This window comes from Winogradskyella sp. PC-19 (genome assembly GCF_002163855.1).
Classification (GTDB): domain Bacteria; phylum Bacteroidota; class Bacteroidia; order Flavobacteriales; family Flavobacteriaceae; genus Winogradskyella.
On record NZ_CP019332.1, the window covers coordinates 2,113,858 to 2,128,375 of the forward strand.

14 protein-coding genes are annotated in these 14,518 nt (G+C 32.5%); 5 read left to right on the forward strand and 9 right to left on the reverse strand.

Going from position 1 to position 14,518, the window contains the following annotated elements; genetic code table 11:
• Nucleotides 1-54: 54 nt before the first annotated feature.
• The 3 genes from BTO05_RS09655 to mfd all read right to left on the reverse strand — a co-directional run bounded on the left by BTO05_RS09655 (nucleotide 55) and on the right by mfd (nucleotide 5,721).
• Nucleotides 55-1,353, reverse strand: a complete 1,299-nt coding sequence (locus BTO05_RS09655) for a TlpA family protein disulfide reductase (protein WP_087492466.1) — start codon at nucleotides 1,351-1,353, stop codon at nucleotides 55-57.
• A 58-nt stretch (nucleotides 1,354-1,411) separates the two neighbouring features.
• Nucleotides 1,412-2,275, reverse strand: a complete 864-nt coding sequence (locus BTO05_RS09660) for a DMT family transporter (RefSeq protein ID WP_087492467.1) — start codon at nucleotides 2,273-2,275, stop codon at nucleotides 1,412-1,414.
• Nucleotides 2,276-2,388: 113 nt separating this feature from the next.
• Nucleotides 2,389-5,721, reverse strand: a complete 3,333-nt coding sequence (gene mfd / locus BTO05_RS09665; protein WP_087492468.1) for a transcription-repair coupling factor — start codon at nucleotides 5,719-5,721, stop codon at nucleotides 2,389-2,391.
• Nucleotides 5,722-5,826: 105 nt separating this feature from the next.
• Between mfd and BTO05_RS09670 the strand changes: the two genes are divergently transcribed.
• Nucleotides 5,827-6,258 (forward strand): TerB family tellurite resistance protein, encoded by a 432-nt coding sequence (locus BTO05_RS09670; RefSeq protein ID WP_087493332.1) that lies wholly within the window; start codon nucleotides 5,827-5,829, stop codon nucleotides 6,256-6,258.
• A gap of 52 nt (nucleotides 6,259-6,310) precedes the next feature.
• Here the strand turns inward: BTO05_RS09670 and fbp are convergent, their stop codons facing one another.
• Nucleotides 6,311-7,315, reverse strand: a complete 1,005-nt coding sequence (fbp, locus tag BTO05_RS09675) for a class 1 fructose-bisphosphatase (RefSeq protein WP_087492469.1) — start codon at nucleotides 7,313-7,315, stop codon at nucleotides 6,311-6,313.
• 128 nt (nucleotides 7,316-7,443) lie between these two features.
• Here fbp and BTO05_RS09680 point away from each other — a divergent pair, with 128 nt between their 5' ends.
• From BTO05_RS09680 to BTO05_RS09695, 4 genes are read left to right on the forward strand one after another with little or no spacing between them, the layout of a single operon-like run.
• Nucleotides 7,444-7,920 carry a GNAT family N-acetyltransferase gene (locus tag BTO05_RS09680; protein ID WP_087492470.1) on the forward strand — a complete coding sequence of 159 codons (477 nt, stop codon included), beginning with the start codon at nucleotides 7,444-7,446 and terminating at the stop codon, nucleotides 7,918-7,920.
• Entirely contained in the window at nucleotides 7,921-9,171 is a 1,251-nt protein-coding gene (locus BTO05_RS09685; protein ID WP_087492471.1) for an aspartate kinase, read from the forward strand.
• Between the two features lie 21 nt (nucleotides 9,172-9,192).
• Nucleotides 9,193-11,022 (forward strand): GNAT family N-acyltransferase, encoded by a 1,830-nt coding sequence (locus BTO05_RS09690; RefSeq protein ID WP_087492472.1) that lies wholly within the window; start codon nucleotides 9,193-9,195, stop codon nucleotides 11,020-11,022.
• Nucleotides 11,012-12,010 carry a carboxypeptidase-like regulatory domain-containing protein gene (locus BTO05_RS09695; protein ID WP_087492473.1) on the forward strand — a complete coding sequence of 333 codons (999 nt, stop codon included), beginning with the start codon at nucleotides 11,012-11,014 and terminating at the stop codon, nucleotides 12,008-12,010. The genes BTO05_RS09690 and BTO05_RS09695 overlap by 11 nt, the downstream gene beginning before the upstream one ends.
• A gap of 48 nt (nucleotides 12,011-12,058) precedes the next feature.
• Here BTO05_RS09695 and BTO05_RS09700 read toward each other — a convergent pair whose 3' ends face one another.
• The 5 genes from BTO05_RS09700 to BTO05_RS14260 form a co-directional block, all read right to left on the reverse strand.
• On the reverse strand, nucleotides 12,059-12,568 hold the full coding sequence (locus tag BTO05_RS09700; protein WP_087492474.1) for a YtxH domain-containing protein: 510 nt from the start codon (nucleotides 12,566-12,568) through the stop codon (nucleotides 12,059-12,061).
• 59 nt (nucleotides 12,569-12,627) lie between these two features.
• The gene (locus BTO05_RS09705; RefSeq protein WP_087492475.1) at nucleotides 12,628-13,014 is read right to left on the reverse strand and encodes a VOC family protein; all 387 of its coding nucleotides are present in this window, start codon (nucleotides 13,012-13,014) and stop codon (nucleotides 12,628-12,630) included.
• 4 nt (nucleotides 13,015-13,018) lie between these two features.
• Nucleotides 13,019-13,477, reverse strand: coding sequence for a DUF1801 domain-containing protein (locus BTO05_RS09710; RefSeq protein ID WP_087492476.1), 459 nt, complete (start codon nucleotides 13,475-13,477; stop codon nucleotides 13,019-13,021).
• Between the two features lie 19 nt (nucleotides 13,478-13,496).
• Nucleotides 13,497-14,003: a DUF4199 domain-containing protein gene (locus BTO05_RS09715; protein ID WP_087492477.1), complete on the reverse strand. Its 507-nt coding sequence runs from the start codon at nucleotides 14,001-14,003 to the stop codon at nucleotides 13,497-13,499.
• A gap of 104 nt (nucleotides 14,004-14,107) precedes the next feature.
• Nucleotides 14,108-14,518, reverse strand: coding sequence for a response regulator transcription factor (locus BTO05_RS14260; protein WP_087492478.1), 411 nt, complete (start codon nucleotides 14,516-14,518; stop codon nucleotides 14,108-14,110).

The window sequence follows — 14,518 nt, forward strand, 5'->3', positions numbered from 1 at the left end:
TTGGCTTAGTAATAATCTTGATAACTCTTATTATGGTTTTTTAAAATCTCATTTCTATTTCCCAAAAAACGCTTCTAAACCTTCAAAATCATAAGGCTTAGCAATAATCTTTTTATTAGCATCTAAAACGAAATACGTTGGTGTAGCTGCTATCGCAAATGTTTGCACTAAAGGATTTTCCCATTTACCAAGACCAATACCATGAACAAAATCAGGGTATTTTTTTATTTCTTCGGTCCAGTTTGTGGCGTCATTTTCTAATCCATAAGCAATGACTTTAGTGTTTGAGACAGAAGTTATCAAATCTTTTACTTTAGGTAATTCTTTTAAGCAATGACCGCAGCCACTACTCCAAAAGATAAGTACGTAATACTTATCGCCTTTTAGCTCAGAGAGTTTTAGTGAAGGTTTTGTTTGGATTTGAAAATCAGGAGCTAAAGCACCGACAGATGTGTTTTTGTAACTTAGTAATTGCTGTTCTAAGATTTTATTTTCTGTAGACTTTGCAATTGCTAACAAATAATTGTTAGATATGTAATTAGCCATATCATGATTTTCGCGACGTTTAAACTCTTGCCATAATAATTCTAATAACGGTGATTGTATTTTGGCATCAGTGCTTTTAATTGCTTTTGCCACGATATCAATATGTTTTTTGTAAGTGTCGTTATCTGTAGCTGCTGACATACCAAATACAAAACCACTAACGCGGTCAGTTATTAAACTAGAGCTTTGCAAAAACGGATTATTAAAATCTATATTTTTAAAAAAGTTAGCTTTAAGATTTTTAGAATATGTTGTTAAATCTTCATAAGCTTCAGGTGTGTAAGGTTTATTAGCTTTAATAAAGGCTTCAACCAACTTTCCTTTAGCTAAATCTTCGTAGGATACTTGTGTTTCTCTTAGTGTTTTAAAGATAGAATTGAACGCGTTTTTATCTGTTCCGCCTTTGGTATAAAAATTACTGATGGTTTGGTTAACAACATCCATACTGTTTAGGTAAGAATCCCAAAGCTTATTTTCTGTAGACTCGGTGAAATTAACACCTTTATCCATACTAAAAGTAAAAGTAACATCTTCCTTTCCGTTGTAAACCAAGTCAAAATTATTTTCTTCTGGTGGAATGGCGTAAACAATTTTATAGATACCTGGATTGGCATTAGCATCTAGAGCTAATGTAAAATTACCTAGGCTATCTAATTTTGCACGTTCTACATAATTAGCACCATCAGGTGTGGCTTCGTATAAAAAGGCATAGGTGTAATCTTCAGTAGGAGAAAATGTGCCACTAATATTGTGTTGTGCAATCAATAATGTTGGTAGTAATAGAAACAGAAAGACTATCTTTTTCATGGAATTTTTTTTATAATATAACTTTGCAAGACGCAACTATCACGCCAATTTAAAACATTTATTTTTTCTTAGACCTAATACTTTCAATAATTACAGTTGCTAATATTAGACTACCTCCGAAAAAAGTATTCAATGTAGGTATTTCATTTAAGAATAAAAAAGCAATAATTATTCCAAATATTGGTTGTAAACTACCAATAATACTAGCCGTACTAGCCTTAAAATATTTAAGACTATTTACAAACATGGTGTGCCCAATTGCGGTTGTTAATAAGGCAAGAATAATGACATACGGATATTGCGTTTTTATATTTACGGTGCTTTCAAAAAACAATATGGGTACCAATAGTATAGCTATTATTGCTACTTGATAAAACATCAGCATTGTACTATTATACTTTTTCACTTCGCCCTTAAGAATAAGAATACGTAAGGCATAACAAAACGCAGATAACACACCGAATAACACACCTTGTAGTTGGCTGCTTTCTAGATTAAATTCTGGTGCTAAAATATATATTCCTGTAAGCACCATTAACCCCAGAACAATATGAATTGGGTCTAGTTTTGACTTTGAAAATAATGGTTCTAAAAGCGCAATGATTACTGGAAAGGTAAATATTGAGAGCATACCAATAGCTACGTTAGATAATTTTAAGGAAATAAAATAGGTAATCCAATGTGCGCCCATTAGAACGGCGCCAATAAAAAAAGTACGTCTATCTTTTCCGTTAAGGATTTTTAGACTAATGCCCTTGTAAACACAAAATACAAGCAAAAATATAGCTGCTAAAGCTGAACGCCACCAAATGACTACAGGCGTTGGCATATCTATAAATTTACCTAAACTGCCTGATGTACTAATAAACAGTGTCGCAACTGTTAGCCAGAACAAATGTTTAAGGTGTTTGTTTTGCTTCATATTATATTTTAAAGATAAATCGTATCATTTCTACAAAAAGAGGAATGACTGACAAGAAATCTCAATAGCATGAGATTCCTCCTCATTCTTCGTTCGGAATGACAAAAGTATTATTAATTAATTTCGGAAAGTAAATTCAATGCCTGTTGGGTAGATTTCACATTTTGAAACGAAATTAATAGGCGTAATCCTTTACGAGTCTGCTTTTCTTTCATTATACATTTTGTTGCATTAGCTTGAACATATTGTAATACTCTCGAGAAATTATCACTTTGATAAAATTGACTCTGCTGGTCTTGGATAAAATAACCAATCAGTCTACCTTGTTTCATGATTAATTTTTCTACACCAATTTCAGTAGCAATCCATTTTAATCTCACACTGTCAAATAAATCCGAAACTTGAGCTGGTAATTCTCCAAAACGATCAATAATTTCTGATTCAAATTTTTGTAAATCTTCTTCTGTTTTTATCTCGTTAAGCTTAGTATATAGATTTAAACGCTCTGTAATATTATTTACATAATCGTCAGGAAAAAGCAATTCAAAATCTGTATCAATTGTAACGTCTTTGACAAATTTCTTTGGTTTACCATCATCTTTATATAAATCTGCAAACTCAGATTCTTTAAGTTCTTCAATGGCTTCATTTAAGATTTTTTGATAGGTATCAAAACCAATATCGTTGATAAATCCGCTTTGCTCACCACCCAATAAATCGCCAGCACCTCTAATTTCTAAATCCTTCATAGCGATATTAAATCCGCTACCTAACTCTGTAAATTGTTCTAAAGCTGTGATACGTTTTCTGGCATCAGAAGTCATAGCAGAATATTCTGGTGTTATAAAATAACATAATGCTTTTTTGTTACTTCGACCAACACGACCACGCATTTGGTGTAAGTCGCTTAATCCAAAATTATTGGCGTTATTTATAAAAATGGTATTTGCATTAGGTACGTCTAATCCACTTTCTACGATGGTTGTACTGACCAATACATCGAAATCTCCATTCATAAAAGCCAGCATTAACTCTTCTAGCTTTTTGCCATCTAATTGTCCGTGACCTATACCGATTTTGGCGTCTGGTACTAATCGCTGAATCATTCCAGCGACTTCTTTAATATTCTCTATTCGATTATGAATAAAAAACACTTGTCCACCACGTTGAATTTCGTAACTCACAGCATCTCTAATCGTTTCTTCACTGAAGCGAATCACATGACTCTCAATCGGATAACGGTTTGGTGGCGGTGTTGTAATCACCGATAAATCTCTAGCAGCCATTAAACTAAATTGAAGCGTACGAGGAATTGGGGTCGCTGTCAATGTCAATACATCGACATTTTCTTTAATGGTCTTTAGCTTTTCTTTTACTGCTACTCCAAATTTTTGTTCTTCATCAACAATTAATAATCCTAAGTCTTTAAATTTTACATTTTTGTTAGCGAGTTGATGTGTGCCTATAATAATATCTACACTTCCTTTTTCAAGACCTTCTAATGTTTCGCGTTTTTGTTTGGCAGTTCTAAAACGGTTAACGTAATCTACTGTAACAGGAAAATCTTTTAAACGTTCTTTAAATGTTCTCGAATGTTGATAAGCCAAAATCGTTGTAGGTACTAAAACAGCGACTTGTTTTCCGTTATCTACAGCTTTAAAAGCTGCTCTGATAGCAACCTCTGTTTTACCAAAACCTACATCACCACAAATTAGTCTGTCCATTGGGCGTTCACTTTCCATATCTGCTTTAATATCTTCTGTAGAGCTGACTTGGTCTGGTGTGTCTTCATAAATAAAAGAAGCTTCTAGCTCGTGCTGCATGTTACTGTCCGGAGCATACTGAAATCCCTTTTTTAATTTACGTTTAGCATATAATTTTATGAGATTGAAGGCAATCTCTTTAACACGTGATTTGGTTTTTTGCTTAAGTGTTTTCCAAGCTTTACTACCTAACTTGTATACTTTTGGCGGTTTACCATCTTTACCATTAAACTTAGTGATTTTGTGGAGCGAGTGGATGCTTAAATACAAAACATCACGCTCTCCATAAACTAGCTTTATAGCTTCTTGTTTTTTGCCTTCGACATCAATTTTTTTAAGCCCACCAAACTTACCAATACCATGGTCTATGTGTGTGACATAATCGCCAATTTCGAGATTAGTCAACTCTTTCAAAGTAATGGCTTGCTTTTTGGCGTAGCCATTTTTAAGATGAAATTTGTGATAACGGTCAAAAATCTGATGGTCTGTATACACCGCAATTTTTTGTTCAGTATCTATAAAACCTTGATATAGTGAAAGTACAACGGTTTTGTAATGCACTTCTTTTTCGGCATCATCAAAAATATCATGAAAACGTTTGGCTTGTTGCTCACTTACACAAGCAATGTAGTTTGTTATACCATCTTCATGATTGTTATTTAAATCGTCAATTAGAAGATTAAATTGCTTGTTGAATGATGGTTGAGGTTTTGTGTTAAAAGTAATTATCTCATCTCTGTCTAAGGTTGAAGCTCCAAATTCAACTGTTGTATATTCCAAAAACTGACGCTTCAATAATTCCGAATTACAGAATAATTCATCCGGAGAAGCATGTTTGATATCTTCAGAAAGTGCTGCAAAAGCTTCAACGGCTTTTTCATAAAAAGTATCAATTCTTGAAAATAATAAAGATGAGTTTTTAGAAAAAACAACCGTTTTGGATGAGATATATTTTAAGAAGCTTTCGCGTTTTTCTTCAATAAATTTATTTGCAACGTTTGGGATGATGCTCACCTTTTTGATGCGTTCAGTAGATAATTGGGTTTCGACATCAAAGGTTCTAATACTATCTACTTCATCTCCGAAAAATTCAATTCTGTAAGGTTCGTCGTGTGAAAATGAAAAGACATCTACAATACCACCACGAACAGAAAAATCACCAGGTTCTGTTACAAAATCAACACGTTTAAACTTATATTCGAACAGTACCTCATTAACAAAATCAATACTTAAATCGTTCCCAACTGCGACCTTTAAAGTGTTTTTTTCAAGCTCCTTTTTAGTAACTACTTTTTCAAATAATGCATCTGGATATGTGACAATTATTGCTGGTTTTTTTCTGGAATTTATTCGATTTAAAACCTCGGCTCGTAATAGTACATTAGCGTTATTAGTTTCTTCAATCTGGTAAGGTCTACGATAACTTCCAGGATAAAAAAGTACGTCCTTATCGTTAATGAGTTGCTCTAAATCGTTAAGATAATATGCAGCTTCTTCTTTATCATCAAAAACTAATAAAAAAGGTTTATCAGTAGTTTTAAAAACTTCAGAAATTACTATCGATAACGATGAGCCAACTAAGCCTTTTAAGTGCGTGTTTCCTTCAGATTTGGCAATAGCTATTTGCAGATTTTGTGTTTGCAAAGTCTGTATATAGGTTTGGGTAATTGTGGTTTTACTCAATGGCCTTATTTTAAGATTGCAAATATAAAATATTTTGATGCTTTATATATCAGAAATCTTTTATTAGAATTATATTTGTGGCGACTAAAAAAAACAATAATATATATGTCATTTTCAGATTTATTCGAAAGCGGATTTCAAAAGCGTAATCAAGACCATTTTGCAGCAATTGTTAGAGTAGCAATGAGTGATGGTATTATTAATGATGCTGAAAAAGAATTCTTGGACCGCTTAGCTACGCGTTTAGATATTACAGAGCAGGATTACAAGGAAATCTTAAAGGATTATAACTCTCACCCAATAAATGCACCACATTCATATGATACACGTTTAGAGCGTTTGTATGATTTAGCACGCATGGTTTGGGCAGACCATATCGAAGGACCAAATCAAGTTAGTTTATTAGAAAAGTTATCTATAGGCTTAGGTTTTAACCAAGATAATGTAAAGTATATTGCTGATAAGGCATTAACACTTGTGCATTATGAGGTTGATTTAGAGGAATTTACAAATAAAATGAAAACAATGAATCAGTAAATTAAAAGATTCATTTTTTAGATATAAAAGCGAGCAGAGATGTTCGCTTTTTTTATGCGTTACGCATAAACTCTTTTGCCTTTTCTACCATGTTTTTGCTGCCGCAAATAAAAGGTACACGCTCATGAAGTTCGGTTGGTACAATATCCATAATTCTTGTAAAACCGTCACTCGCTTTTCCGTTTGCTTGTTCAGCGATAAATGCCATTGGATTACATTCGTAAAGTAAACGTAATTTTCCTTTTGCCGCCATTGAGCTTTTAGGGTACATATATATACCGCCTTTTATCATATTACGATGAAAATCCGAAACTAAAGACCCAATATATCGAGACGTGTAAGGTCGGTCACCTTCTTCCATTTGACAATACTTTATATAATCTTTTATGCCTTTTGGGAAGTGAATATAGTTACCTTCATTGACAGAATAGATATTACCATCTTCAGGAAATTGCATATCTGGATGTGATAAGTAAAAAGTACCAATTGCAGGGTTTAGCGTAAATCCATTAACACCATGACCAGTAGTATAGACTAACATTGTCGATGTACCATAAACAACGTAACCTGCAGCGACTTGTTTATTTCCTTTTTGTAAAAAATCCGCAATAGTAACAGGCGTTCCAACAGGCGTTACACGTCTGTAAATCGAAAAAATAGTACCTACAGAAACATTGACATCAATATTAGATGAACCATCAAGCGGATCGATTAAAACGACATATTTGTTCTGATGATTTTCATCTTGACTATTAATAGCAATAAAATCATCCTCTTCTTCACTTGCAATACCACAAACAATATTTCTTTTGGTCATGGTTTTTATGAAAGTATCATTAGCGTATACATCTAATTTCTGTTGGTTTTCACCCTGAATATTTGTGTCACCAGCATTACCGATAATATCTACTAATCCAGCTTGGTTTACTTCATAGTTGACCACTTTAGCTGCTAAACGAATAGAATTTATAAGACGTGATAACTCTCCGGAAGTATATTTAAAAGACGATTGATTTTCGATAATAAACTCACCTAAGGTCTGATTGCGATGCGACATGTATGAAGAAATTGATTTAATTCGAAACAAATATCGTATAATTTAACCAACTATAACGTTTTCGTTATGTAAATAAATTAAAAACTAAAGCGACTTTGAGTTATATTTGAAAAACCTATTTATACAATATGAATCAACCAAGATTAGCAACAAAAGAAGACATGTCAAGAGTTTATGAACTCATTAAAGAATTGGCAATTTTCGAAAAAGAACCTGATGCAGTCGAAGTTACCGTTAATCAACTTATTGAAGATGGATTTGGTGATGAACCCAAATTTGTTTGTTTTGTAGTTGAGATTGACGATAAAGTCGAAGGTCTGGCTCTTATTTATACAAGATATTCCACTTGGAAAGGCGAAGTTATTCATCTTGAAGATTTAATTGTATCTCAAGCTTTAAGAGGAAAAGGACTTGGCACTGTTTTACTTGATGAAGTCGTAAAATATGGAAAACAAAAAGGCGTAAAACGCATTAGTTGGGAAGTGTTGGATTGGAATGAGTCAGCAATCGAATTTTATGAAAAGAAAGGCGCTAATGTTATGAGAGATTGGGATGTAGTACAAATGGATAGTGCAGCTATTGATAAATATATAAGTAAATTATAAGTGAAAGTTTTCAAATTTGGTGGGGCATCGGTAAAAGATGCAGAAGGTGTAAAAAACGTAGCTACGGTTCTAAAAACAGTAGGTTATGATAATACACTTGTTGTGGTTTCTGCAATGGGAAAAACCACTAACGCTATGGAATTAGTCATCAAAAACTACTTTGAAAATAAAGCTGAATTACAAAGTGCTTTACTAGACGTTAAGAAGTTTCATAATCAAATTTTATTAGACCTTTTTGACAATGAAAGACACCCAGTTTTTGCTAGTGTAAAACGACTGTTTTCAGAACTTGATGCATTTTTAAAAATCAACAAATCTCCGGACTATAATTTTGTTTACGATCAATCGATTGGCTATGGCGAGTTAATTTCGACAACAATAATTAGTTATTATCTTAATGAAATTGGCTTAAAAAATAATTGGTTAGATGTACGTTCATTTATAAAAACCGATAATTATTACAGACGTGCTAATGTAAATTGGGAAGAAACACAAAGCAAAATTATAAAGAATTTTGATACTACCATTTTAAATATTACTCAAGGCTTTTTAGGAAGTGATTCTAACAATTTTACGACCACATTAGGACGAGAAGGTAGTGACTACACAGCTGCTATTTTTGCATATTGTTTAAATGCAACAAGTGTAACTATCTGGAAAGATGTGCCTGGTGTTTTAAATGCCGACCCACGTTATTTTGAAAACGCGCAATTGCTCAATCAAATATCCTACAGAGAAACAATTGAGTTGGCTTTTTATGGCGCTTCTGTGATTCATCCAAAAACGCTTCAACCATTACAACGTAAGGAAATTCCATTGTTTGTAAAATCATTTTTAAATCCTGAAGTAGATGGTACTAGTGTCAGCAAAGGCAAAACATTAACTCCAGAAATTCCATGTTTTATTGTGAAGAAAAATCAAGTTTTAATTTCATTATCATCCTTAGATTTTTCATATATAGTTGAAGAAAATATAAGTGAAATTTTTAGTCTTTTGCATTTATATAAAATGAAGGTAGATGTGATTCAGAATTCGGCGATTAGTTTTTCGGTGTGTTTAGAAAACACTTATAATAATCTTGAAAAATTGCTTCAACATCTTAAAGCAAAATTTAATGTAACATGCCACAAAAACGTAAATCTATATACTATTAGGCATTTTACTGATGAGGCGATTTCAACTCTAGAAAAAGATAAAACCGTGTTGCTTAAACAATTAACCCAAGAAACCGTTCAGATAGTAACTACCTAAACATTTACTACATTTGCTTATATGTCTAAATCATCAAATACAGGGTTAGTATCCGCTAAAGAAGTTGCAAAAGCCATTAACGCTGACAAGTATGGTTTTTTAGGAACTTTTGCAGGATGGATTTTGATGAAAGTTCTAAAAATATCTTCTCTTAACCGTGTTTATAATCGTAATAAACATTTAACAGATCTTGAGTTTTTAGATGGACTTTTGGGCGATTTTCAGATTAAGTTCGAAATTCCTGAAGAAGATTTAAAACGTTTACCAAAAGAAGGACCATATATTACTGTGTCTAATCATCCACTCGGCGGAATAGATGGTATTTTGTTATTAAAATTGATGATTGAACAACGAAGTGATTTCAAAATTATAGCAAATTTTTTATTGCACCGAATTGAACCATTAAAACCCTACATAATGCCAGTCAATCCTTTTGAAGACAGAAAGGATGCTGCAAGTAGTATTTCTGGATTTAAAAATGCAATAATGCATTTACGTGACGGTCATCCACTTGGGGTATTTCCAGCAGGAGAAGTGTCCACATACAAAGATGGAAAATTAGTCGTTGATAAGCCATGGGAAGATGCTGCCATGAAATTGATTCAAAAAGCTGAAGTGCCAGTTGTCCCCATTTACTTTCATGCCAAAAATAGCCGACTGTTTTACAGACTTTCAAAAATCAGTGATACACTTAGAACTGCCAAATTACCTTCAGAATTACTAACACAAAAGCGTCGTGTGATTAAAGTAAGAATTGGTAAACCGATTTCTGTAAAGGACCAAAAAGAGCATTCTGGTTTAAAAGATTTTTCAGATTTTATTAGACAGAAAACTTACATGTTATCCAGAGCTTTTGAAGATAAGCCAAAGATATTAGACAACCTTCAATCGCAATTAAAAGTGCCAAAACAAGCTAAACGAATCGTAACACCAGTAGACTCTGAGGTTATGATTGACGAGGTTGAGGCTCTTAAAGAAAAAGATTGCCGTCTTTTGACTAGTAAAAATTACGAAGTGTATTTGGCTTCTGCTAACGATATTCCTAATGTTTTAAGAGAGATAGGGCGACTTCGTGAAATTACGTTTAGAGAAGTAGGTGAAGGCACAAATGAATCTATTGATTTAGATAATTTTGACACCTATTACCACCATATGTTTTTATGGGATAGTGAAGCAAAAGTCATAGCAGGTGCATACCGAATGGGATTAGGCTCGAAGATTTTTGCTGCTCACGGTATAGATGGTTTCTATCTACAGGATTTATTCCGTTTTGAGCCAGAACTCTATAAAATGATGAGTCAATCAATAGAAATGGGACGTGCTTTTATCATTAAAGAGTACCAACAGAAACCAATGCCTTTATTCTTATTATGGAAAGGTATTGTACATACAACATTACGTTTCCCAGAGCACAAATATTTAATTGGTGGCGTGAGTATTAGTAATCAGTTTTCAAATTTCTCAAAGAGTTTAATGATTGAGTTTATGAAATCTCATTACTATGACCCATACGTTGCACAATATGTTCATCCTAAAAAAGAATTTAAGGTAAAGCTTAAGGATGCCGACAAAGACTTTGTTTTTGATGCTACTGAAGCCGACTTAAACAAATTTGATAAGATTATCGATGAAGTAGAACCAGGAGCTTTAAGGCTTCCTGTTTTACTGAAAAAGTATATTAAGCAGAATGCTAAACTAGTTGCATTTAATGTCGATCCACTATTCAATAATGCGGTTGATGGCCTCATGTATATTAAAATTGCTGACTTACCAGAAAGTACGGTTAGACCAGTAATGGAAGAGTTTCAAGCAGAGCTAGAACGAAAATTCATGGATAATAATGACAAGTAAAATTTATTTTATTTTACTTCTTTTTGCTTCTTTAACTACGTATGCTCAAACTTTAAAAGGTAAAGTTTTTGATGCTATAACAAAAGTACCATTAGAGTCTGTTTCTGTCTATTTTGACAATACCACAATCGGTACAACAACAAATGATTTAGGTGAATTTTCTATAACGTATAATGATGCCGTACAGTCCACCTTAGTGATATCTTTTTTAGGATACGACAAAGTTTTTATTAGAGATTACCGTCAGAAAAAGAATATTATAATAGAGCTCAAAGAAGCTGTTGCTCAATTGGACGAAGTTGTAATAAATACTGATGACGGGATGTCCCGTGAAATGAAATTAAAGTGGTTTCGAAAAGAGTTTCTGGGAAAGTCAAGCAACGGAAAATCTTGTAAAATCCTCAACGAAAAAGATATCAAACTTCGTTTTGATAAGAGAAAAAGAACAATTACAGCATGGAGCAATAAACCAATTATAATCAAGAATAAAAACCTGCAATACGAAATAAGCTTTGATATAATAGATTTTGAAATACAATTAGGAAGTTTTAATGCTTCCTCAGTGATGTACACAGGAACTTGTTTTTTTAAAGATTTAGATATAAAACAAACAAAAAAAATAAGTCGTAAAAGAGAAAAGACTTATGAAGGCTCAGTACAACATTTTGTTCGTGCTTTGTATAATAAAGATTTAGCTGCGCAAGATTATGTTTTTGGAAAAAAAGGATTTATTGTAAAGCCTTACGATTTTTTTACAATTTCTAAAGCAGATTCAGAAGGTCTTAAAAGGGTTAAACTTTTGGATAACAGCTTGGATATCTATTATAAAGATGTTCAAGAATCCGTCATAGAAACTACCATTTCAGAATTTCAAATAGATAAATACGGTAATTATATGCCGATACAAAATGTACTTTTTGGAGGCTATTTAGGAAGACAAAGAGTTGGCGATGCGTTACCTCTAGATTATGGTCTATCTAAAAACTAAAAGAACTCAAATTTTTTTTGAGCTCTTTAGATTTTATTTAAATAAAAATTATAAAGCTTTAAACCATTCTTGGAATTGGTTTCCTAATAAAAAAGAAGGTTTCTTATCTCCGCTTAATGAGCCAATTAAGCTCATAATCCATGCTACAAGAATCAATAAACCTAGAGCCCATCCTACAATCGGAATCCAAACGAAAAAACTTAGTAAGAAAAACCCCAAATTCTGTCTTATGTAAAAAGAACCTAGTTCAGTTTTATCACTATTATTCATTACTAATGCTATTATCCAGCCAATCCAGTAAAAGTGAGAAATAATACCAATGTTTTTTCCTTCGCTCAATAATTCTTTCGCTTCATCAGCAAATTCAGACGCTTTTTCTTTTGCTTCACTAGCAAACTCGGAAGCCTTTTCCTTAGCCTCTTTTCCTAATTCTTTGGCATCATCTGCCAATTCACTAGCTTTTTGGCTTATTTTTTCTCCTGCTCTTTTTGCACTTTCTTTAGCATCACCTATCATATTATCTAGGTCGTCACTTAAATTTTTATTTTCTTCTGACATAATTCTTGTTTTTGATTAATAATTAGTTAGCTTTTAAAATTACTAAAAAACAAATCAAATTATTTGAACGCCTCATCAATTGGCTCCCATAATTCTATCTTATTGTTTTCATTGTCAAGTATCCAAGCAAACTTTCCGTACTCATATGTCTGTATGTCACCAACAATTGTTACACCTTCTTCTCTTAAAGTTTTTATAAGAGACACCAAATCTTCGACTCTGTAGTTAAACATAAAGTCTTTTTTTGAAGGTTCAAAATAGGTAGTGTCGTCTTTAAAAGGACTCCATTGTGTTGTGGCATCTTTGTTGTTTTTGTCTTTCCACCAAAAAGTGCTACCATAGTCATCTGTGTTAAAACCAAGATGTTTTTTGTACCAGTCTTTTGATGCTTTTGGATCTTTGGATTTAAAAAATAGACCACCAATTCCTGTGACGCGTTTTTTCATGATTTTATTTCTTTTTTATTGCAGTTTCGTATATGTCAATGTACTCTTCGCAAGTCATTTTTCTTACTAGTTCTCCGATTAAATCAAACGGAATTTCATCCATCTTTTTAAATCTAATACAACTTTTTCCCATATCTAATTTACGTTTGCAATGTTTGGGATATTCGTTTACAAACCAATCATGTAATTCGGGTTTTGCGTAAATACCACTATGATATAGATTTACTGAGTTTTTTTGTGATGCAAAACTCATAAATGGCAAAGGAATTTCAGGATTACAATGATAGCCATCTGGATAAACTGAATGTGGTACATAGTAACCTATCATTTTATAAATCATACCTTCCTCAAAATCTTTTGGTAAGTTATCGTTTATGACTTTTCGTAATTTTTTTAAAGTGTCTTGACGGTCTTCAGGAACTTGACTAATATAATCTTCTGGTGATGTTGATTCGTATTGCATTGTTAGATTGATTTAGTTTTTATTTACGTTGAAGGATTAATCCCGATATTAATGAAATAATCAAACCGATAATAAAAACAGTCAAGCTCATTAATACGAAATTGAATAATGGATTTCCAAAAAGTTCTTGTTGAGATTCTAGTTCTGCGACTTTAACTTTATAAGCTTCAGCAGGTAATTCTTTTTCAATTTTTTCTATGGAATATTTGTAATACTCCGTTGAGAATTCAGGGTTTATAACCTCAGTATAAATAATATTAATAAGTCCGAAAGTAAGTGAGGCTAATAAAGTGATTAAAAGTCCAATTTTTAGAGCCTTGCCAAAACTGATGACTCCATTGTTTTCTTTATCGCGATAGCTTTTAATTCCAAAGAAGACAAATGATAAGGATAATACTATGGTTGTGTATCCGAAAATTTCACTAGTTGAAAAATCCATTGCGTCTTCAAACAGAAAAGAAATCCCGAATAAAACAATTAGTAATAAACAGCTGTAACCGCCAAATTTAATGATTGTGCGTTTCATGATTTTTAGTTTAAGATTAGGTCACAAATCTATTGTCTTATAGCTGTTTTGGGGTCATACTAAAGTACCAAATAAACCTAACTTTGGTTTAAAAGTATGATTTTTTAAATAATTCTGAAGTTTTTTGCAAACTGGACAGCTTGGGTTCTTCGTTTGGCATTGAGCTTTAAAAGTAAATTAGAAACATGTGTTTTTACAGTGCTTTCTGAAACAAATAATTTTGCTGCAATTTCTTTATTAGATAGACCTTCGGAGATATGTTGTAGCACTTCATATTCACGAGTCGTAATTTCTAGAGCATTAATTTTATCGTAATCAATTTTGTCTTGAAGTGATTCAGTGCTTCTTTGATATTTTTTATTAATAAAAACGCCTATGACGAAAAATACAATGGCGATTACTGAAATAATAATTTCAATGGTAGTACTACCAGAGTAGATACTATATTTACTAAACTGAAACAGTAATAGCAAAGCCAAAATTAGTAATCCAAAAACAAGTATGGTTTTCTTCAT